Origin of the sequence: Streptomyces sp. HUAS YS2, assembly GCF_033343995.1 — a bacterium.
Taxonomy (GTDB): domain Bacteria; phylum Actinomycetota; class Actinomycetes; order Streptomycetales; family Streptomycetaceae; genus Streptomyces; species Streptomyces solicathayae.
On record NZ_CP137573.1, the window covers coordinates 6,933,249 to 6,953,135 of the forward strand.

Genomic DNA, 19,887 nt, shown 5'->3' on the forward strand with positions numbered 1-19,887 from the left:
TAAGTCATTCATAGGATCCGAAACATGCTCGACATACGACGACAGTCAGCGGAAGTCCGGGTGGGGATCGTCGGAACTGGCTTCATCGGCCGGGTCCATGCCCGAGCAGCACGGCAGGCGGGCGCACGTCTCGTCGGCATCGCGGGAACGGACCTGGCGAACGCCCTGGAGGGCGCCCAGGCGGTCGGCGCCGAGAAGGCCTTCGAATCGGTCACCGAACTGATCACGTCCGGCCTCATCGACGTCCTGCACATCTGCACCCCGAACCATCTGCACGCCCCCATCGCGCTCGAGGCGATGGACGCCGGCCTGGCCGTGATCTGTGAGAAGCCGCTGGCGACCGAGGCTCCGACGGCCCAGCTGATGGCCCGACGGGCCGCGGACGCGGGGGTCGTGGCCGCAGTCCCCTTCGCCTACCGATTCCACCCGATGGTCAGGGAGGCCAGGGAGCGCCTGAACGCACTCGGCCGCATCAGCCTGATCCAGGGCAGCTACCTCCAGGACTGGCTGCTGGAGTCGACCGACGACAACTGGCGGGTGGACCCGGCGCAGGGCGGCCCCGGACGCACCATCGGCGACATCGGCTCGCACTGGTTCGACCTCGTCGAGTTCGTGACGGGGGACCCGATCACCAAGGTCTGTGCCCAGACCTCCGTGGTCGTTCCGCAGCGCAACGGCGGCGGGCCGGTCCTCACCGAGGACCTGGCCACCGTGCAGTTCGCCACCGCGTCCGGAGCCCTCGGCTCGGTCTCGGTCAGCCAGGTCGCCCCGGGCCGCAAGAACCGCCTCTTCTTCGAGGTGTCCGCCGCCTCCGGAAGCATCGCCTTCGACCAGGAGACCCCCGACCGGCTTTGGCTCGGCGGCCGCAGCGGATCCCAGGCCCTCGTACGCGACCCCCTCAGTCTTTCGGAGGCCGCCAAGCGGTACTCGCCGCTGCCGGCCGGGCACCCGCAGGGGTTCCATGACTGCTTCGACGCCTTCGTGGCCGATGCCTATGCCGCGATCGGCGGGGACACCCGCGAAGGGCTGCCCACCTTCGAGGACGGTGCCCGCGCCAGTCGGCTCACCGACGCCGCCCTCCGGTCGGCACACGAAGGGGCGTGGGTGGCGTGCTGAGGATGACGGGCATCTGCAAGAGCTTCCCCGGCGCCCGCGTGCTCACCGACGTCGACCTCGACGTGGAGCGCGGCGAAGTGCACGCCCTCATCGGTGAGAACGGCGCCGGGAAGTCCACGCTCATGAAGATCCTCGCCGGTGTGCACACGCCGGACGAGGGCACGATCGCGCTCGACGGCCGGACGGTCTCCTTCAAACACCCGACGGACGCCCAGCGCGCGGGCGTGGCGATCATCTACCAGGAACTCACCCTCCTCCCCGAACGGACCGTCGCCGAGAACGTCTTCCTCGGCCGCGAGCCGAAGCGTCGCGGGCTGGTGGACAGGAAGGCGATGGAGGCAACCACCGCCGAGCTCCTCGAGGGACTCGGTGAAGTCTCCTTCGGCCCCCGCGATCTGGTGCGCCGTCTCTCCGTGGCTCAGCAGCAGGTGGTCGAGATCGTCAAGGCGCTCTCGGTGGACGCCCGTATCGTCGTCATGGACGAGCCGACGGCCGCCCTGGCCGAGAGCGAGGTCGAGCTGCTGTACCGGTTGGTCCGCCGGCTCAGCGAACGCGGCGTCGCCGTCCTCTACATCTCGCACCGCCTGCGGGAGATCTTCGAACTCGCCGACCGCGTCACGGTGCTCAAGGACGGCGCCAAGGTCACCACCCGGCCCATCGGGGAACTCACCACCGCCGAGCTCGTCCGGCTGATGGTCGGCCGCGAGCTCACCGACTACTACCCGCCACGTGCGACAGAGCCTGCCGGGGACGTGCTCCTCTCGGTACGTGGCGGCGGCAACGCCACCCTCGACGGCATCGACCTGGAGCTACGGGCGGGAGAGATCGTCGGTCTGGCCGGTCTGCAGGGCGCCGGCCGTACCGAACTCGCCAAGGCCCTGTTCGGCGCCGAACCCTTCACCCGCGGCGAGATGACGCCCCGGCGCCCCCGCTCGGTACGCGACGGAATCGCCGCGGGCATCGGGCTCGTCACCGAGGACCGCAAAGCCGAGGGGCTCGCCCTGCACCAGTCGGTACGCGACAACGCCCTTCTCGCGGCCCGGGCCCGCGGCGGACCCGCCGGAACCTCGGTCCTGGACCTCCTGCGGCGGGTGCGTCTCGCCCCGCCCCGTCCCGAGACGGAGGTCCAGTACCTCTCCGGCGGCAATCAGCAGAAGGTCGTCCTCGCCAAGTGGCTGACGGTGGCACCGAAGGTACTTCTGTTCGACGAGCCCACCCGCGGCGTCGACGTCGGAGCGAAGGCCGCCATCCACGAGCTCGTACGGGAACTGGCCGAGGACGGCATGGCCGTCCTGATGATCTCCTCCGAGCTCCCCGAACTCATCGGCATGAGCGACCGCATCGTCGTCCTCCGAGACGGACGCATCGCCGGTCATCTGCCCGCAGACTCCTCGGAGGAAGCCGTGATGCACCTGGCGGCCGGATCATGACCCAACAGCTCCAGCCCCTTCCGCTGAAGGGGCTCGCCCCGCGCGGGGTCGCCGCCGACAGCCCCGCCCGGGCCGTCTTCATGGCGCTGGGTGTCATGATCATGATCGGATGGGCCCTCTTCGCCTTCGACGGCGGCCAGTTCTTCGGCCAGAGCAACATCGTCGGGATCCAGCAGCGCTCCGCGGCCCTCGGCATCGTCGCCGTCGGCCAGACCCTCGCCATCCTCGCCGGTTCGCTGGACCTGTCCGTGGCCTTCCTGATGAGCCTCTGCTCGCTCGTCGCCGCCGAGACCATGGCCCAGTACGGCGTCCTCCCCGCCATCGGCGCCGTCCTCCTCGTCAGCGCGCTCACCGGCCTCGTCAACGGCTTCGTCATCACCCGGCTGAAGGTGCACGCCTTCATCGCCACACTCGGCGTGTCGCTCATCATCAAAGGCATCCTGGAACACCGCTACGACGGCCCCGCCGGCCGCGTGCCCGAGTCGTTCCAGCACCTCGGCTACGACCGTGTCGGCCCCGTGCCCGTCTCCGCCCTGCTCTGGCTGGCGATCGCGGCAGCGGCCTGGTTCCTGCTGCGCCACACCCCGCTCGGCCATCGCATCTACGCCGTCGGCGGCAGCCCCGAGGTGGCCCGCCTGTCGGGAGTACGGACCGGACGTGTCGTCGTCGCCACCCATGTCCTCTGCTCCCTGACCGCCGGAGCCGCCGGTCTGCTGCTCGCCGCCCGACTCGGCGCCGGTGCCCCCACCGTCGGCACCGACGGCGGCTACGACCTGGAGTCCATCGCCGCCGTCGTGCTCGGCGGCACCGCCCTCGCCGGCGGCAAGGGCGGCGTCGCGGGCACGGTCGGCGGCGTGCTTCTCCTCGCCGTCCTCGACAGCGTCTTCAACCAGCTGGAGATCGATTCCTTCGCCAAGGACGTGGTACGGGGCGTCGTCCTCGTCGCCGCCCTGGCGATCTACGCCCGTCGGAGGCGAGCACAATGAGACGCGACCTTCCCCTCTTCGGCGTCCTGGCCGTGCTCCTCGTGGCGATCGCGATCGCCAACCCGCTCTTCCTCGAACCCGAAGGCCTCCTCGCCTTCGTCAAGCGGGCGGCCCCGCTGGCCATCCTCGCCGCAGGCCAGTACTTCGTCATCGTGTCCGGCGAGTTCGATCTCTCCGTCGGCTCGCTCGTGACCGCCGAAGTCGTCATCGCCGCCCGGCTGATCGACGGCGACTCCGACGCCACCTGGCCGGTCGTCCTGCTGCTGCTCGCCTTCGGTGCCCTCATCGGCCTCGTCAACGGGCTGGCGACGACCGTGCTGAAGGTGCCGTCCTTCATCGTGACCCTGGGCATGCTCCTGATCCTTTCCGGAGCGGTCTTCCTGTGGACCGGCGGCTCCCCCCGGGGCGCCCTCTCGGAGGAGTTCCGTCAGTTCGGCCGCGGCAGCCTGGGGCCGGTGCCGTGGTCGGTCCTCGTTCTCGTCGCCGCCGTCGCGGCCGTCATCACCCTCATGCGCTCCGACTTCGGGCGCACCCTGATGGCCGCGGGCGACAACCCGCTCGCCGCCGGCCTGTCCGGGGTGCGCGTGCTGCGGGTGAAGACGACCGCCTTCGTCCTGTCCGGTCTGTCGGCCGCTGTCTGCGCCGTCCTGCTCGGCGGATTCGCCGGGGTGTCCGCCAAGGTCGGCGAAGGCCTGGAGTTCCAGGCGATCACCGCGGTCGTCCTCGGCGGCGTCGTGCTCGGCGGGGGGCGCGGCTCCGCCGTGGCCGCCATCGCCGGAACCTTCACGCTCCAAGCCCTCTTCACGCTGCTCAACCTGTACGGGATCTCCGGCGCCCTCGAATACACCGTGCAGGGCCTCATCCTCGTCATCGCCGTCGCCCTCGGGAACGTCCGGTTCCCGCGGCGCATCAGGTCCTCCGCCTCCACCACCGCCTAGAGGAAGCATCATGTCCATCCCCAGACGCGTTCTCGCCGCCTCCACCGTCGCCGCACTCGTCGCGCTGACCGGCTGTTCCAGCGACCTGCCCAAGGACTCGGCCGGTTCCCGAGCCTCCTCCGGCGCCTCGAAGGGCTCCGACGGGAAGAAGACCGGCGACCAGTCCACATTCTTCGTCCAGGCCGACTACGACGCGCAGCTCGCCATGCGCACGGCGAAGGCGACCGGACCCGCCGACAAGCCGTGGGAGCAGGCCATCGACCCGAAGCCGGTCGATACGGCGCCGTACAAGAAGTCCGGCCCGTACCACCTCTGCTTCTCCAACGCCGCCACCAACAACCCCTGGCGCCAGGTGGGTTGGAAGACCATGCAGGCCGAGGTCGCCGCCCACCCGGAGATCGCGAAGTTCACCGTCCTGGACGCCGAGGGCAAGGACGACAAGCAGATCTCCGACATCGCCGAACTCCAGGCCAAGGGCTGTGACGCGCTCATCGTCTCGCCCAACACCACGGCCACGCTCACCCCGGCCGTCAAGGGCGCCTGCCCGAAGGTCCCGGTCGTCGTCTTCGACCGCGGTGTCGACACCGACTGTCCCGTGACCTTCGTCAAGCCGATCGGCGGCTACGCCTTCGGCGCGGAGGCCGCGGAGTTCCTCACCCGGAAGGTGAAGCCGGGCGGGAAGGTCCTCGCGCTGCGCATCCTGCCCGGCGTCGATGTCCTGGAGACCCGCTGGTCCGCCGCGAAGGCCACCTTCGACAAGAGTGAACTCGACGTCGTGGGCGTCGAGTTCACCGACGGCGACGCCGCGAAGACCAAGAGCGTCGTCACCGACTACATCCAGCGCCACGGCACCATCGACGGCGTCTGGCTGGACGCCGGCGCCACCTCCGTCGCCGCCGTCGAGGCCTTCGAGGACGCCGGTCTGCCCGTCCCGCCGATCAACGGCGAGGACCAGCAGGACTTCCTGCAGAAGTGGAAGGACGCGAAGCTCACGGCGATCGCCCCGACCTACCCGACGTACCAGTGGCGCACCGCGGTCATCGCCGCGCTGAAGGTCCTCAAGGGGGAGAGCGTGCCGAAGGTCTGGAACCTGCCGCAGCCGACCATCACCCAGGAGAACCTGGACACCTACCTCAAGCCCGGCATGCCGCCGCTGCACTACGCGCTCTGCGGCTGCGAGAAGATGGCCGGCTACCCGCAGAAGTGGGGCGGCAAGTAGTGCCCGCGACAGGCGTCAACACCTGGGTCTGGGATTCGCCGTCGACCGACCTGACGCTCGGCCGGCTCGTTCCGAGGATCGCCGGATGGGGCTTCGACGTGATCGAACTCCCCGTCGAGCAGCCGGGCGAATGGTCACCGGGCCGGACCGCCGAACTCCTCCACGACCACGGCCTCGCCGCCTCGGTGGTTCTCGTCATGGCTCCCGGCAGGGAGCTGGTGGCGGCCTCGCCGGAGACCGTCCGCGACACGCAGGACTACCTGAAGCACTGCGTGGACGTCGCCGTCGCCGTCGGCTCCCCGACGATCAGCGGCCCGGCGTACGCCTCCGTGGGGCGCACCTGGAAGCTGGACACGGACGAACGGCGCACCGTCCTCGCCGAACTGCGGGAGAACCTCCGGCCCGTCGCCGCGTACGCGGCGGAGCGCGGCGTACGCATCGGGGTCGAGCCCCTCAACCGGTACGAGACGAGCCTGATCAACACCGTGGAACAGGCTCTCGACGCCCTTCCCGACGAGTGCGGCCTCGCACTCGACACGTACCACCTCAACATCGAGGAAAGGAGTCCCGCCCAGGCGATCCGGGATGCGGGATCCCGCATCGCGCACATCCAGGTGTGCGGCACGGACCGAGGCGCCCCCGGCGCCGACCACTTCGACTGGACCGGCTTCGCCGACGCGGTCAAGGACGCGGACTACACCGGTCCGTGGGTCATCGAGTCCTTCACCCCTGACAACACCACCATCGCGACCGCCGCCTCCATCTGGCGGCCCCTGGCGGCCAGTCAGGACGCCCTCGCGACCGACGGACTCGCGTTCCTGCGCACCCTGTGACACCTCTCCGCCACACGCTCGCCGTCCCAAGGAGAAGCCCCTCATGCCACGACCATGGGTGAAGCGCGCCCTCGTCGCGCTCACCGTCCCCCTCCTCTGCCTCACCACGCTGCAGGCCGCACCCGCTCTGGCCAGGGAATCGGACACGGCCGAAGCCGATTTCAAGGTCCTGCTCTTCACGAAGACGGCGGCCGGCGCCTACCGGCACGACTCCATCGACGCCGCCGTCCAGACCTTCACCCAGCTTGCCGCCGAGAACGCCTTCCAGGTGGACCGGAGCGAGGACGCCGACGTCTTCAACTCCACCACGCTGAACACCTACGACGCCGTGGTCATGCTCCAGACCTCCGGCATGGTCTGGGACACCGACGCCCAGCGTGCCGCCGCTCAGGAGTACGTGCGCAGCGGCCATGGAATCGTGGCCGTCCACAACGCCACGGACATGAACATCGAGTCCCAGTTCCCGTGGTGGGACCAGGTGGTCATGGCGGGCGCCCACATGACCGCGCACTCCAGCATCGTGCAGGGCACGGCCAAGGTCGCGGACCAGGCGCACCCGTCGACGAAGGGGCTTCCGGACCGCTGGACGCGGACCGAGGAGTGGTACAACTTCGACAAGAACACGCGCGGCGACGTGCACGTGCTCGTCACGGCGGACGAGACCACCTACGACGCCGGCGGCGCCAAGATGGGTGTCGACCACCCGATCTCCTGGTGCCGCAACGCCGAGGGCGGCAAGGTGTGGGCCACCGCCATGGGCCACCAGGCATCCTCCTACAGTGAGCCGCTGTTCAAGCAGCACCTCCTCGGCGGCCTCAAGTGGGCGGCCGGCGCGGCGGCCGGCGACTGCGGCGGCACCGTCTCCAACCGCTACCAGAAGGTGACCCTGGACAGCGCGCCCGACCAGCCCATGCAGCTGGACGTGGCCGCCGACGGCGATGTCTGGTACGTCTCCCGCTCCGGCGCCGTGAACGTCATCCACACCCATGACAACGTGCCCGAGACGCATGTCGCAGGCCGCCTCAGCGTCTACGACGGCGGCGAGGACGGCGGCATCGGCCTCGCCCTCGATCCGGACTTCGCCACCAACCGGTGGGTGTACGTGAACCACTCGCCGGCCGGCACCGCCGAGATCAACCGGGTCTCGCGGTTCACCGTCAAGAGCGACGACACCCTCGACATGGACAGCGCGAAGACCGTCATCGAGGTCCCGGCCTACCGCGAGACGGACGAGCCCGGCCACACCGGCGGCGGCCTCGACTTCGGCCCCGGCGGAAACCTCTACATCGGTGTCGGTGACGACACCAACCCCTTCGCCTCCGACGGCTACACGCCGATCGACGAGCGGCCGGGCCGCGAGAAGTACGACGCCCAGCGCTCCTCCGCCAACACCAACGACCTGCGCGGCAAGATCCTGCGCGTCCACCCCGAGGACGGCGGCGGCTACTCGGTCCCCGCGGGCAACCTGTTCGCTCCGGGCACCGCCAAGACCCGTCCCGAGATCTACGCGATGGGCTTCCGCAACGCCTTCCGCTTCGCCGTCGACCCGGTGACCGGATGGATATCCACCGGCGACTACGGGCCCGACGCGGGCTCGGCCGACCCGGACCGCGGCCCCGAGGGCACTGTCGAGTGGAACCTCGTCAAGCAGCCCGGCTTCTACGGCTGGCCCTACTGTGTCGGCAACAACACCCCGTTCAACGACTACAACTTCGCCACCGGCACCTCCGGCACGAAGTTCGACTGCGCGGCACCGGTCAACAACTCGCCGAACAACACCGGCCTGACCGACCTCCCCGCGGCCAAGGCCGCCACGGTCTGGTACGACTACCACGCCTCCGCCGAGTTCCCCGAGATCGAGGCCACCGGCGGCGCGGCCCCGATGGGCGGCCCGTTCTACCACTACGACGCGGCCAGCACCTCGGAACGCAAGTTCCCCGAGTACTACGACAAGACCCCGTTCTTCTACGAGTGGAGCCGCAACTTCGTCAAGGAGTTCCGCCTCGACTCCGCCGGCGGACTCCTGAAGATCAGCCCCTTCGTCGCCCAGCTCGCCCCGCGCGCCCCGATCGACATGAAGTTCGGCCCCGACGGCGCCATGTACATCGCCGAATGGGGCAACGGCTTCGGGCACTCCAACACCGACGACGGGATCTACCGCGTCGACTACGTCGCCGGCAACCGCACGCCGCTGGCGAAGATCGGCGCCACCCCCGACTCCGGTCAGGCGCCGCTGGAGGTCACCTTCTCCGCCGACGGCTCTGCCGACCCGGACGGCGACGCCCTCACCTACAACTGGGACTTCGGCGACGGCGCCACGGGAACCGGCGCGCACCCGACGCACACCTACACCGCCAACGGCACCTACACGGCCCGTCTGACGGTCTCCGACAGCGCCGGCAAGGCGGGCATCGCGAGCACGACGATCACCGTCGGCAACACCCGCCCCAAGGTCACCTTCGCCGACCCGCCCAACGGTGGCGTCATCGACTTCGGAGACACCATCACGTACCGGGTCGACGTGAGCGACCCGGAGGACGGCGCCGTCGACTGCTCCAAGGTCGTCGTCACCGCCGCCCTCGGCCACGACAGCCACAGCCACGACACCGGCCAGTACACCGGATGCACCGGGACGATCGTCACCAGCGCCTCCGGCCACGACGCCACCGCCAACACCTCCATCGTCCTGTCGGCCGACTACACCGACAACGGCGGTCTCAAGGGCACCACGACCGTCACCCTCCAGCCGCGCCACAAGCAGGCCGAGTACTACACCGGCCAGTCCGGGGTGCGGATCGTCGAGCAGAGCGGCGCCGAGAACGGCAAGCGCATCGGCGACATCGACGACAACGACTGGATCTCCTTCAAGCCGCTGAACCTGGCCGGTGTCGAGACCGTCACCTTCCGGCTCTCGGCCCCCACCGCCACCGGCGGCTCCATCGAGCTCCGGGCGGGCTCACCGACCGGCGCCCTGATCGCCACCAGCCCCGTCCCGGCCACCGGTGACTGGGACACGTACGTCAACGTCGTGCCCGTTCCGGTCACCGACCCGGGCGGTACGCAGAACGTGTACGCGGTCTTCAAGTCGCCGACGGCGCACTCCTACGACCTCGACGCGATCATCTTCGACGGCACCGGCACCGGACAGCCGACCCCGCCGGAGAGCGGCCACACCTACACCGTGACGAGCGCGCACAGCGGCAAACGGATGGACGTGCGCCAGGGGTCGGCAGCCGACGGCGCCGCGGTCATCCAGTACGCGGCGAACGGCGGCAGCAACCAGCAGTGGCGGCTGAACGCCGCCGGCAGCGGTGCCTTCACCCTCAGCGCCGTGCACAGCGGAAAGTGCCTGGACCTGCCGGACAACACGTCCGGCCCGAAGGGCGCCCTCGTCCAACAGTGGACGTGCGCCGCCGGCGCGACAGACCAGCAGTGGAAGCTCGTGGAGGCCGGTCCGGGTTCCTACCAGGTCGTCTCGGTCTCCAGCGGCAAGTGCCTGGACATTCCCAAGCGCTCGACCGCCGACGACATCCAGCTGACCCAGGCGCGCTGCACCACCGGCGCCGCCAGCCAGCTGTGGAGGTTCGGCCAGATCGGCTGAGTGCCCCCGCGCACCCGGTGCCCGCCCGCACCTGACCGCGGGCGGGCACCGGGCCCTCCTCCGTACGACACCCCCGCTCCCGACGACAGAGGTGGCTCCGCCATGACACGTCCGATCACGCTCTTCACCGGGCAGTGGGCCGACCTGCCGTTCGACGAGGTCTGCCGACTGGCCGCCCGATGGGGCTACGACGGCCTCGAGATCGCCTGCTGGGGCGACCACTTCGAAGTCGACCGGGCACTCGCCGACCCCGACTACGTACGCCGGAGACGAGAAGTCCTCGACCGGCACGGACTGTCGGTCTGGGCGATCTCCAACCACCTCGTCGGCCAGGCAGTCTGCGACCACCCGATCGACGAGCGGCACCGCGCCATCCTGCCGGCCCGGCTCTGGTCCGACGATCCCGAGACGGTGCGCCGCAACGCGGCACGCGAGATGGCGGACACCGCCAGGGCCGCGGCGCTGCTCGGCGTCGACACCGTCGTCGGCTTCACCGGCTCCTCGATCTGGCACACCGTCGCGATGTTCCCCCCGGCGACCCCCGGGATGATCGACGCCGGCTACCGCGACTTCGCCGACCGGTGGCACCCCGTCCTCGACGTCTTCGAGGAGCAGGGCGTCCGCTTCGCGCTGGAGGTCCACCCGAGCGAGATCGCCTACGACTACTGGACCACCCGGCGGACCCTCGACGCCATCGGCCACCGGCCGTCCTTCGGCCTGAACTGGGACCCGTCCCACATGGTCTGGCAGGACCTCGACCCCGCGGACTTCATCCTGGAGTTCGCGGACCGGATCTACCACGTCGACTGCAAGGACACCCGCGTCCGGGTCGGCGACGGCCGCCGCGGCCGGCTCTCCTCCCACCTGCCCTGGGGCGACCCCCGCCGCGGTTGGGACTTCGTCTCCACCGGCCGGGGAGACGTGCCCTGGGAGGACTGCTTCCGCGCCCTGAATGCCATCGGCTACGACGGCCCGGTCTCCATCGAGTGGGAGGACGCCGGGATGGACCGCCTCGCCGGCGCCGCCGAGGCGGTCGGCTTCATTCGCCGTCTCGCCGGGACGACGCGCCCCGCCACGTCCTTCGACGCGGCGTTCGCCACCTCCACCCCGAAGGAGGGGACCGACCATGAGTGACACCCCCACGCGCGCACCCGGGCGCACCGGCGTCTGGTTCGTCGGCGCCCGAGGCTCGGTGGCGACGACGGCCGTCGTCGGCGCCGCCGCGGTCGGGGCGGGGCTGGTCCCGCCCACCGGAATGGTGGCCGAACTGGACGACTTCAGGGACGCCGGGCTGCCCGCGGTCGACGGGCTGGTCTTCGGCGGTCACGACGTGACCGACACCCCACTGGCCAAGCGGGCGGAGGAACTGGCCGCCGGCGGAGTGTTCCCGCCGGAGCTGCTGCCCGCCCTCGGAACGGCACTGTCGGCCGCCGACCGGGAGATCCGGCCCGGAGCCCGTCCGGACGCGGGCCGGCCCCAGGAGGAGGCGGCCCGGGCTCTCACCGAGGACATCGTCTCGTTCCGCGACCGACACGAACTCGACCAGGTCGTGGTCGTCGACGTCTCCTCCACCGAACCACCGGCCGTCCCCCGTCCCGCCCACGACAGCCTCTCCACCCTGGAGGAGGCGCTGGCCCACGTCCCCGACGTCCTCCCCCCGAGCTCGCTGTACGCGTACGCGGCCCTGCGGGCCGACTGCGGACACGTGGCGTTCACGCCCTCGCCCGGTCTCCGCCTTCCCGCGCTGCGCGAACTCGCCGAGCTGCGCGGACTGCCGTACGCGGGCAGCGACGGAAAGACCGGCGAGACCCTGGTCCGCACGGCCCTGGGGCCGATGTTCGCCCACCGCGCGCTGCGGGTGCGGTCCTGGTCGGGCACGAACCTGCTCGGCGGGGGAGACGGTGCGACCCTGGCCGACCCCGAGGCGGCCCGCAGCAAGAACACCTCCAAGCGGACCGGCCTGACCGCCATGCTCGGGGAGGGAGTGGAGGGCCTCACCCACATCGACTACGTGCCGAGCATGGGCGAGCTGAAGACGGCGTGGGACCACATCGCCTTCGAAGGGTTCCTCGGCACCTCCATGACCCTCCAGTTCACCTGGCAGGGCGTCGACTCGGCACTCGCCGCACCCCTCGTCCTCGATCTGGCCCGCTTCGTGGCACGGTCCCGGGAGCACGGTGCCGCCGGGCCACAGGAGCAGCTCGCGTTCTTCTTCAAGGACCCGGTCCGGGCGGAGGGCTCACCGGTCGAGCACCGTCTGGTCGCTCAGTTCGAGGCACTGCGCGCCTGGTACGCCGGAGACGCGCGATGACCGGGGCGGCGGGCGCCGCGACCGGGGCCCGGGCCCTGCTGGAACTCGTACGGGCCCCCGCCGCGCTCACCGTCCTGGGCGACACGCTCGCGGGCTCCGCCGCGACCGGCCGGCCGGTCACGGTGGCGCGGACGGCGCGGCTCACCATCGCCTCCACATGCCTGTACTGGGCGGGAATGGCGCTCAACGACTACGCGGACCGGGAGGTCGACGCGGAGGAACGCCCCGGCCGACCCCTGCCCTCCGGCCGGATCAGCCCCCGCGCCGCCCTCGCCACCGCCGCCGCGCTCACCGGCGCGGGCCTGACCGCGGCCGCGGCCGAGGGCCGGGACGCCCTGGCGGTCGCCGTGCCGCTCGCCGCCACCGTGTGGGCCTACGACCTGGCCCTGAAGAACACCCCGTACGGGCCCGCGGCGATGGCCGCGGCCCGGGGCCTCGACGTCCTCATGGGCGCGGGGGCCCGCCGGGCCCGACATGCGCTCGCCCCCGCGGCCCTCCTCGCCGGACACACGTACGCGGTGACGACGGTGAGCCGGAAGGAGACCCTCGGCGCAGGCGCCTCGTTGCCGGCCGGCGCGCTCGCGGCCACCGGCACGGTCGGCCTGGTCGCCGCCGCGCTGACCCCACCGACCGCTGCCCGTGCCCACCGGGTCGCCTCGACCGCCCTGCTCGCCGGCTACGCCCTCGCGGCCGGCTCCGCCCAACTGGCCGCGACCGTCCGCCCCGACACCGCCCACCTGAAGCGCACGGTGGGCGCCGGGATCCACGCCATGATCCCGCTGCAGGCGGCACTGGCCGCACGCGGCGGATCGGTTCGCGCGGCTTTCGCGCTTCTGGCCGCCTATCCCCTTGCCAGGGGCCTGTCACGGAAGGTGTCTCCGACATGACCCCGCTGCGCTTCGGCTACGGCACCAACGGGCTGGGCGACCACCGCCTCGACGAGGCGCTGGAGGTGATCGCCGGTCTGGGATACGGCGGAGTGGCCCTCACCCTGGACCGCGGCCACCTGGACCCGTACACCCCGGACCTGGGCCGTCGGCTCGCCAGGGCCCGCCGCAAACTCAGCGCTCTCGGGCTCGGCGTCGTCGTCGAGACCGGCGCCCGCTATCTGCTCGACCCCTGGCGCAAGCACGCCCCCACCCTGCTCGACAGCGACCCCGACGGGCGCGCACGCCGGCTCGACCTCCTGCGGCGCGCCGTCGGGATCGCCGCCGACCTGGAGGCCGAGGCGGTCTCCTTCTGGAGTGGCACTCCCGAGCCGGGGGTGAGCCACGACCAGGCGTTCGAGCACCTCGTGGACGGGTGCGCGGCGATCGTGGAGACCGCCGGACTCGCCGGCGTCCGGCTCGGATTCGAACCGGAGCCGGGGATGCTGGTGGCGGATCTGGAGGGCTACGAACGCCTGCGCGAGGCCCTCGGGAACCCGGACGCCTTCGGGCTGACCCTCGACATCGGGCACTGCCAGTGCCTCGAACCGGTGCCGCCGGCCGAGTGCGTACGACGGGCGGCGCCCTGGCTGGTCAACGTACAGATCGAGGACATGCGCCGAGGCGTCCACGAGCACCTGGAGTTCGGGCAGGGCGAGATCGACTTCCCGCCGGTCCTGGCCGCGCTGGCCGACGTCGGCTACCAGGGCCTGGTGTCCGTCGAGCTGCCGCGCCACGGGCACAGCGGCCCGCGGACCGCCGCCCGCTCGCTCGACGCCCTGCGCACGGCCTCGGCACACCCCTGGACGGCCGACGCGGTCCGGCGCGTCCGCGACGACCCGCGTTCCCTGACCACGCTGTTCCCCGTCGCGGCCCGCCGCACGGGATCCGGCTCAGGGGACGCGGTACGCGCCCAACTGCTCCAGGCCCTGGTCGGTTCCGAGCCGGAACCGGCAGAGGCCCTGGAACGGCTCTATCAGCAGGGCGATGCGGCCGAGCGGCTCGCGGTGCTGCGCGCCCTCCCGCTGCTCGACCGGGACGGAGCCGTCGGCGCCGCGGCGCTACCCCTGATCGCCGACGCCCTGCGCACCAACGACGTCCGTCTGGTGACGGCCGCCGTCGGCCCCTACGCGGCCCGGTACCTCGACCAGCCCGCCTGGCGCCAGGCCGTCCTGAAGTGCGTCTTCATGGGCATCCCGCTGGCCGCGGTCGCCGGTCTGGCCCGGCGCACCGACACCGAACTCATCCGTATGTTCACGGCCTTCGCAGCCGAGCGCACCGCCGCCGGGCGGTCGGTTCCCGACGACCTGGCGACCCAGCTCGACCTCCACGACACCGGAGAGCGCCATGCGCATCTTTGACCCCCACATCCACATGACCTCCCGCACCACCGACGACTACCGGGCCATGCACGCCGCCGGCGTCCGGGCCCTCGTCGAACCCGCGTTCTGGCTCGGCCAGCCGCGCACCTCCCCGGGGAGCTTCCGCGACTACTTCGACGCCCTGCTGGGCTGGGAGCCGTACCGGGCCGCCCAGCACGGCATCCAGCACTTCTGCGCGATCGCGCTCAACCCCAAGGAGGCCAACGACCCGCGCTGCCTCCCGGTCCTCGACGAGCTGCCCAGGTACCTGGTGAAGGACAACGTCGTCGCCGTCGGCGAGATCGGCTTCGACGCGATGACCGAAGCCGAAGAGCATGCCTTCACCGTGCAGTTGGCGCTCGCCCGCGAACACGACCTGCCCGCCCTCGTGCACACCCCGCACCGCGACAAACACGCCGGCACCGCCCGTACGCTGGAGATCGTCCGCGCCGACGGCATCGACCCCGCCCTGGTCGCGCTCGACCACCTCAACGAGCTCACCGCCCCCCTCGTCGCCGCTTCCGGCTGCTGGATGGGATTCTCCATCTACCCCGACACCAAGATGGACCCGGACCGTATGGTGTCCATCCTCAAGGAGCACGGCACCCGTCGCGTCCTCGTCAACTCGGCCGCGGACTGGGGCCACAGCGACCCACTGCGCACGCACGCGACCGCCGTCGCCATGCTCGACGCCGGGTTCACCGAGGACGACGTGGACCAGGTGCTGTGGCGCAACCCGGTCGAGTTCTACGGGCAGAGCGGCAGGCTCCTGCTGGACGAGGCCCAACACCCTGCGGACGAGGGCACGTTCGCCGGCAATTCGATCCGCAGGGGCGGCAGCTGATGCGCCTGCGCCACCCCGGCGGTGAACTCGTCCATCTCGGCTACTGCACCAACGTGCATCCGGCCGAGGACCTGGACGGCATCCTCGCCCAGCTCGACACCTACGCCCTGCCCGTTCGTGAACGCCTGGAGGAGCCCGTCCTGGGCGTCGGCCTGTGGCTCGCCCATCAGGTCGCAGCCGCCCTGGCCGCCGACGCCGGCCTCGCCGCGCGACTGCGGGCCGAACTCGGCGCGCGGGGCCTGGAGGTCGTCACCCTCAACGGCTTCCCGTACGGAGGGTTCCACCAGCCCGTTGTCAAGCACGACGTGTACCGGCCGGACTGGACCTCCCCGGAGCGACGCCGCTACACCACGGACCTGGCCCACGTGCTCGCCCGGCTCCTGCCCGACGACGTGCGGGAGGGCAGCATCTCCACCCTCCCGCTCGGCTGGCGCACCGGCTGGCAGCCGCACCACTCCGACCTGGCACGCCACCAGATCGAGCTCCTCGGCGACGAACTCGCGGAGATCCGCCGACGGACCGGACGGACCGTCCGGGTCGCGTTCGAGCCGGAACCGGGGTGCCTGGTGGAGACGAGCGGGGACGCGGTACGGCACCTCTCGGACCTCGACCCCGGCCACTTCGGCCTCTGCCTCGACATCTGCCACCTCGCCGTGGCCTTCGAGACACCGGAGGAGGTCCTGAACCGGCTGACCGCGGCAGGCATCCCCGTCGTCAAGGCGCAGGTCTCCTGCGCCCTGCACGCCGAGAACCCGGCGGACCCCGGCACACGCGCCGCCCTCGCGGCCTTCGCCGAACCCCGCTTCCTCCACCAGACACGAGGAGCAGGCCCTCCGGCAACCGGAACCGACGACCTGCCGGAAGCACTCGCAGGCCCGGCGGTCGGCGGCAGTCCCTGGCGCACGCACTTCCACATACCCGTACACGCCGACCCGGTGCCTCCTCTCGCGTCGACCCGTCCGGTCCTGCGCAGCGCGCTGGCCGCGCTGCTGCGCACCGGGCACCCCGTCACCCGGCACTTCGAGACGGAGACCTACACCTGGTCGGTGCTGCCCGAGCCCCCGCGCGACTCCGCCGGTCTCATCGACGGAATCGCGGCCGAGCTCGACTGGACGCGCCGCGAACTGCTCGGGCTCGGACTGTCCCGGCCCGAACGCCGTTCCGCACCCGAACGCCCCTCCGAGCAAGAGTCCGGGTGGGACCGCTCGCCCGAACCGAACAGGAGCGCCCGATGAGTGTCGTCGTCCTGGACGTCGTGGGTCTCACCCCGCGCACGCTCGCCCACATGCCCCGTCTGCGGTCCGTCGCCGATCGGGGTTTCGCCGCCGCACTGGACCCGGTCCTGCCCGCTGTCACCTGCTCGGTCCAGTCCACCTTCCTGACCGGGCGGACGCCCGCCGAACACGGCATCGTCGGAAACGGCTGGTACGACCGGGACATGGGCGAGGTGGCCTTCTGGCGACAGCACAACGCCCTCGTCCAGGGCGAGAAGGTCTGGCAGGCCGCCCGACGCACCCGCCCCGATCTGAAGGTCGCGAACATCTGCTGGTGGTACGCCATGGGCGCGGACGTCGACATCACCGTCACCCCGCGCCCCGTCTACCACTACGACGGACGCAAGTCCCCCGACTGCTACACGGTCCCGGCAGGGCTGCGCGACAGCCTCACCGCCGAGCTCGGCCCGTTCCCGCTGTTCGACTACTGGGGTCCGAAGGCCGGTATAGCCTCGTCCCGTTGGATCGTCGACGCCACCCGGCGCGTCCTCGCGGACCACGATCCCGACCTCGCCCTCGTCTACGTCCCGCACCTGGACTACGACCTCCAGCGCCACGGCCCGAACTCCCCCCAGGCACGGGCCGCGGCCCGCGAGCTCGACACCGTCCTGGCCCCGCTCCTGGGGGAGCTGGCGGCGCGAGGGAGCACGGTCGTGGTGCTGAGCGAGTACGGCATCACCGAGGTACGGCGTCCCGTCGACATCAACCGGGTCCTCCGCCGAGAGGGTCTGCTGAACGTGTACACCCAGCAGGGCATGGAATACCTCGACCCCTGGACCTCTCGCGCCTTCGCCACCCCCGACCACCAGGTGGCCCACGTGTACGTAGCCGATCCCGAGGACGTGACGCGGGTCAGGGACCTGCTGATGGCGACGGAAGGCGTCGAGCAGGTCCTGGACCGGGAGGACCAGGCGAAGGCCGGGCTGGGGCACACGAGGGCCGGAGAGCTCGTCGCCGTCGCAGCCGACGACAGTTGGTTCACCTACTACTACTGGCTGGACGACGATCGGGCCCCGGACTTCGCCCGCGGCGTGGAGATCCACCGCAAGCCGGGCTACGACCCGGCCGAGCTGTTCTTCGACCCGGCCGATCCACTGGTCCTGGCAAGGGCGGCCCTGACCGTGGCCAAGCTCAGGCTGGGTGTGCGCAGCGCCATGTCCGTCGTGCCCACCGACCCGTCCTGCGTCCGCGGCAGCCACGGCCGGCCGGCCGACGACCCCGACGACGGCCCCGTCCTGCTGTGCTCCGACCCCGCACACGCCCGGGACCGCTTCCACGCCACCGATGTGAAGGAGTTCCTGCTCTCGTGCCTGAATGACGTGGAGAAGGTCCGAGCCGCCGGTTCCCCGGAAGAGAAAAATGGGTTGAGCTTCGGCGGCGGCACCGGAAAGATCGGGCACCACCGATGAGTTCTTCCCGGCGCCGCGGTCCGTCAGTGTGACCCGCTTCGAGCGGAGGACACCGACATGACGGAAGGCACCATGCTCGCCCCCCAGACATCGCCCACTGTCCCAGCCGAGCGCGTCACCACCGTGCTGCGGATCCTCGTGCTGTCGACCTTCGTCGTCCTCCTCAACGAGACGATCATGGTCAACGCGATCCCGCGGCTCATGCGCCACTTCGAGGTCAGCGCGGCGGCCGCCGGATGGTTGTCCACGGCCTTCATGCTCACCATGGCCGTCGTCATCCCGGTGACGGGATGGTTCCTGCAGCGCGTGACGACCCGTACCGCATTCGGTCTGGCCATGGCTCTGTTCCTCGCGGGCACGGCGCTGGCCGCGGCCGCGCCCAGCTTCCCCGTGCTGCTGGCCGCCCGTGTCATCCAGGCGGGCGGCACCGCCGTCATGATGCCGCTGCTGATGACGACGCTGATGACGCTCGTGCCCCCGCAGGACCGAGGCCGGGTCATGGGGAACATCACCCTCGTCATCTCCGTCGCACCCGCCCTCGGCCCCGCGGCCTCCGGCGTGCTGCTGCAACTGGGCACGTGGCGCCTGCTGTTCCTCGCCGTACTGCCCATCGCCGGTGCCATGGCCTTCTTCGGCCGGCGCCACCTGGTCAACATCGGCGAGCCGCAGGCCGGCCCCATCGACTGGCTGTCCGTTCCCCTGGCGGCAGTGGGCTTCGGCGCCCTCGTCTACGGCCTGAGCGGGCTCGGCGCCGAGAACGCGGCCCAGGCCCCCGTGCCCCCGGCGGTCACGACCCTGGCGGGCGGCGTGATGGTGGCCCTGTTCGTCTGGCGGCAGCTGGCGCTGCAGCGCTCGTCCACGCCGCTGCTGGACCTGCGCACCCTGACGTACCGGCACTTCTCGGTGGCGCTCGGCCTGATGTGCCTGTCGTTCATGGCGCTCATGGGCGCGTTCATCCTGCTGCCGATCTACCTGCAGGAGGTGGCCGGCCTGAGCTCACTGCAGACCGGTCTGCTCCTCATCCCCGGCGGCCTGACCATGGGCCTGCTCGGACCGCAGGTCGGCAAGCTCTACGACCGGCTCGGCGCACCGCGCCTCGTCGTGCCCGGGGCCGTGCTCACCGCGGTCTGCCTCGCTCTGTTCGCCCTCACCGACGCGCAGACCTCGCCCTGGCTGGTGCTCGCCCTCCACGTGGCCCTGAGCGCCGGTATGGCGTTCGTCTTCACCCCCGTTTTCACCTCCGGCCTGGCCGTACTGCCGCCGCACCTCTACCCCCACGGCTCGGCCATCCTGGGCTCGCTCCAGCAGGTCGCGGCCGCCGCCGGCACCGCCCTGGTCATCAGCGTCATGTCGGGCAGGGCCGCCTCGGCCGCAGCTGCCGGCGCCGACGCCACGGGCGCCCTGGAGACCGGCATCCGGTGGGGATTCGGCGTCGGTGCCGCGATCGGCGGACTGACCGTGCTGGTCGCGCTGCTGGTCCGTACCCCGCCCGCTCCGCAGCAGCCCGCCGAGTCGAAGGCCCAGGACGACGAGGACGGCACCACCGCGGACCAGGTGGCCCAGACGCCCGCCTCCTGACGTCGGCTCCGCGGCCGGCCCGGCGACGACTGGGCCGGCCCACCGGCCGTCACGTCAGCCA

General features: G+C 71.4%; 15 protein-coding genes. All 15 read left to right on the forward strand.

What is annotated here, in order from left to right; genetic code table 11:
- Positions 1 to 24 precede the first annotated feature (24 nt).
- The 15 genes from R2D22_RS32135 to R2D22_RS32205 all read left to right on the forward strand — a co-directional run bounded on the left by R2D22_RS32135 (position 25) and on the right by R2D22_RS32205 (position 19,826).
- On the forward strand, positions 25 to 1,116 hold the full coding sequence (locus R2D22_RS32135) for a Gfo/Idh/MocA family protein (protein ID WP_318108518.1): 1,092 nt from the start codon (positions 25 to 27) through the stop codon (positions 1,114 to 1,116).
- Positions 1,110 to 2,546: a sugar ABC transporter ATP-binding protein gene (locus R2D22_RS32140; protein ID WP_318108520.1), complete on the forward strand. Its 1,437-nt coding sequence runs from the start codon at positions 1,110 to 1,112 to the stop codon at positions 2,544 to 2,546. The genes R2D22_RS32135 and R2D22_RS32140 overlap by 7 nt, the downstream gene beginning before the upstream one ends.
- Positions 2,543 to 3,532, forward strand: a complete 990-nt coding sequence (locus R2D22_RS32145; protein WP_411977102.1) for an ABC transporter permease — start codon at positions 2,543 to 2,545, stop codon at positions 3,530 to 3,532. The genes R2D22_RS32140 and R2D22_RS32145 overlap by 4 nt, the downstream gene beginning before the upstream one ends.
- The gene (locus R2D22_RS32150; protein WP_318108522.1) at positions 3,529 to 4,470 is read left to right on the forward strand and encodes an ABC transporter permease; all 942 of its coding nucleotides are present in this window, start codon (positions 3,529 to 3,531) and stop codon (positions 4,468 to 4,470) included. The genes R2D22_RS32145 and R2D22_RS32150 overlap by 4 nt, the downstream gene beginning before the upstream one ends.
- A 10-nt stretch (positions 4,471 to 4,480) precedes the next feature.
- Complete coding sequence (locus tag R2D22_RS32155; RefSeq protein WP_318108523.1) at positions 4,481 to 5,689, forward strand: ABC transporter substrate-binding protein; 1,209 nt, start codon at positions 4,481 to 4,483, stop codon at positions 5,687 to 5,689.
- The gene (locus tag R2D22_RS32160) at positions 5,689 to 6,522 is read left to right on the forward strand and encodes a sugar phosphate isomerase/epimerase family protein (RefSeq protein WP_318108525.1); all 834 of its coding nucleotides are present in this window, start codon (positions 5,689 to 5,691) and stop codon (positions 6,520 to 6,522) included. The genes R2D22_RS32155 and R2D22_RS32160 overlap by 1 nt, the downstream gene beginning before the upstream one ends.
- A gap of 43 nt (positions 6,523 to 6,565) precedes the next feature.
- Entirely contained in the window at positions 6,566 to 10,123 is a 3,558-nt protein-coding gene (locus tag R2D22_RS32165) for a ThuA domain-containing protein (protein WP_318108526.1), read from the forward strand.
- A 102-nt stretch (positions 10,124 to 10,225) separates the two neighbouring features.
- The gene (locus tag R2D22_RS32170) at positions 10,226 to 11,257 is read left to right on the forward strand and encodes a sugar phosphate isomerase/epimerase family protein (protein WP_318108528.1); all 1,032 of its coding nucleotides are present in this window, start codon (positions 10,226 to 10,228) and stop codon (positions 11,255 to 11,257) included.
- Positions 11,250 to 12,434 (forward strand): inositol-3-phosphate synthase, encoded by a 1,185-nt coding sequence (locus R2D22_RS32175; protein ID WP_318108530.1) that lies wholly within the window; start codon positions 11,250 to 11,252, stop codon positions 12,432 to 12,434. Before R2D22_RS32170 ends, R2D22_RS32175 begins: the two co-directional genes overlap by 8 nt.
- Positions 12,431 to 13,321, forward strand: a complete 891-nt coding sequence (locus R2D22_RS32180) for an SCO3242 family prenyltransferase (RefSeq protein ID WP_318108532.1) — start codon at positions 12,431 to 12,433, stop codon at positions 13,319 to 13,321. Before R2D22_RS32175 ends, R2D22_RS32180 begins: the two co-directional genes overlap by 4 nt.
- The gene (locus R2D22_RS32185) at positions 13,318 to 14,721 is read left to right on the forward strand and encodes an EboA domain-containing protein (RefSeq protein ID WP_318108534.1); all 1,404 of its coding nucleotides are present in this window, start codon (positions 13,318 to 13,320) and stop codon (positions 14,719 to 14,721) included. The genes R2D22_RS32180 and R2D22_RS32185 overlap by 4 nt, the downstream gene beginning before the upstream one ends.
- On the forward strand, positions 14,708 to 15,565 hold the full coding sequence (locus tag R2D22_RS32190) for a TatD family hydrolase (protein WP_318108535.1): 858 nt from the start codon (positions 14,708 to 14,710) through the stop codon (positions 15,563 to 15,565). The genes R2D22_RS32185 and R2D22_RS32190 overlap by 14 nt, the downstream gene beginning before the upstream one ends.
- Positions 15,565 to 16,800 (forward strand): metabolite traffic protein EboE, encoded by a 1,236-nt coding sequence (eboE, locus tag R2D22_RS32195; protein ID WP_318108536.1) that lies wholly within the window; start codon positions 15,565 to 15,567, stop codon positions 16,798 to 16,800. Before R2D22_RS32190 ends, eboE begins: the two co-directional genes overlap by 1 nt.
- On the forward strand, positions 16,797 to 18,248 hold the full coding sequence (locus R2D22_RS32200) for an alkaline phosphatase family protein (RefSeq protein WP_318108537.1): 1,452 nt from the start codon (positions 16,797 to 16,799) through the stop codon (positions 18,246 to 18,248). The genes eboE and R2D22_RS32200 overlap by 4 nt, the downstream gene beginning before the upstream one ends.
- Before the next feature lie 57 nt (positions 18,249 to 18,305).
- Positions 18,306 to 19,826 carry a DHA2 family efflux MFS transporter permease subunit gene (locus tag R2D22_RS32205; protein ID WP_318108539.1) on the forward strand — a complete coding sequence of 507 codons (1,521 nt, stop codon included), beginning with the start codon at positions 18,306 to 18,308 and terminating at the stop codon, positions 19,824 to 19,826.
- Positions 19,827 to 19,887 lie beyond the last annotated feature (61 nt).

Coding starts and splice junctions, on each gene's coding strand:
- R2D22_RS32135 (WP_318108518.1), top strand. CDS start 25: ATGCTCGACATACGACGACAGTCAGCGGAAGTCCGGGTGGGGATCGTC.
- R2D22_RS32145 (WP_411977102.1), top strand. CDS start 2,543: ATGACCCAACAGCTCCAGCCCCTTCCGCTGAAGGGGCTCGCCCCGCGC.
- R2D22_RS32150 (WP_318108522.1), top strand. CDS start 3,529: ATGAGACGCGACCTTCCCCTCTTCGGCGTCCTGGCCGTGCTCCTCGTG.
- R2D22_RS32155 (WP_318108523.1), top strand. CDS start 4,481: ATGTCCATCCCCAGACGCGTTCTCGCCGCCTCCACCGTCGCCGCACTC.
- R2D22_RS32165 (WP_318108526.1), top strand. CDS start 6,566: ATGCCACGACCATGGGTGAAGCGCGCCCTCGTCGCGCTCACCGTCCCC.
- R2D22_RS32170 (WP_318108528.1), top strand. CDS start 10,226: ATGACACGTCCGATCACGCTCTTCACCGGGCAGTGGGCCGACCTGCCG.
- R2D22_RS32175 (WP_318108530.1), top strand. CDS start 11,250: ATGAGTGACACCCCCACGCGCGCACCCGGGCGCACCGGCGTCTGGTTC.
- R2D22_RS32180 (WP_318108532.1), top strand. CDS start 12,431: ATGACCGGGGCGGCGGGCGCCGCGACCGGGGCCCGGGCCCTGCTGGAA.
- R2D22_RS32185 (WP_318108534.1), top strand. CDS start 13,318: ATGACCCCGCTGCGCTTCGGCTACGGCACCAACGGGCTGGGCGACCAC.
- R2D22_RS32190 (WP_318108535.1), top strand. CDS start 14,708: ATGCGCATCTTTGACCCCCACATCCACATGACCTCCCGCACCACCGAC.
- eboE (WP_318108536.1), top strand. CDS start 15,565: ATGCGCCTGCGCCACCCCGGCGGTGAACTCGTCCATCTCGGCTACTGC.
- R2D22_RS32200 (WP_318108537.1), top strand. CDS start 16,797: ATGAGTGTCGTCGTCCTGGACGTCGTGGGTCTCACCCCGCGCACGCTC.
- R2D22_RS32205 (WP_318108539.1), top strand. CDS start 18,306: ATGACGGAAGGCACCATGCTCGCCCCCCAGACATCGCCCACTGTCCCA.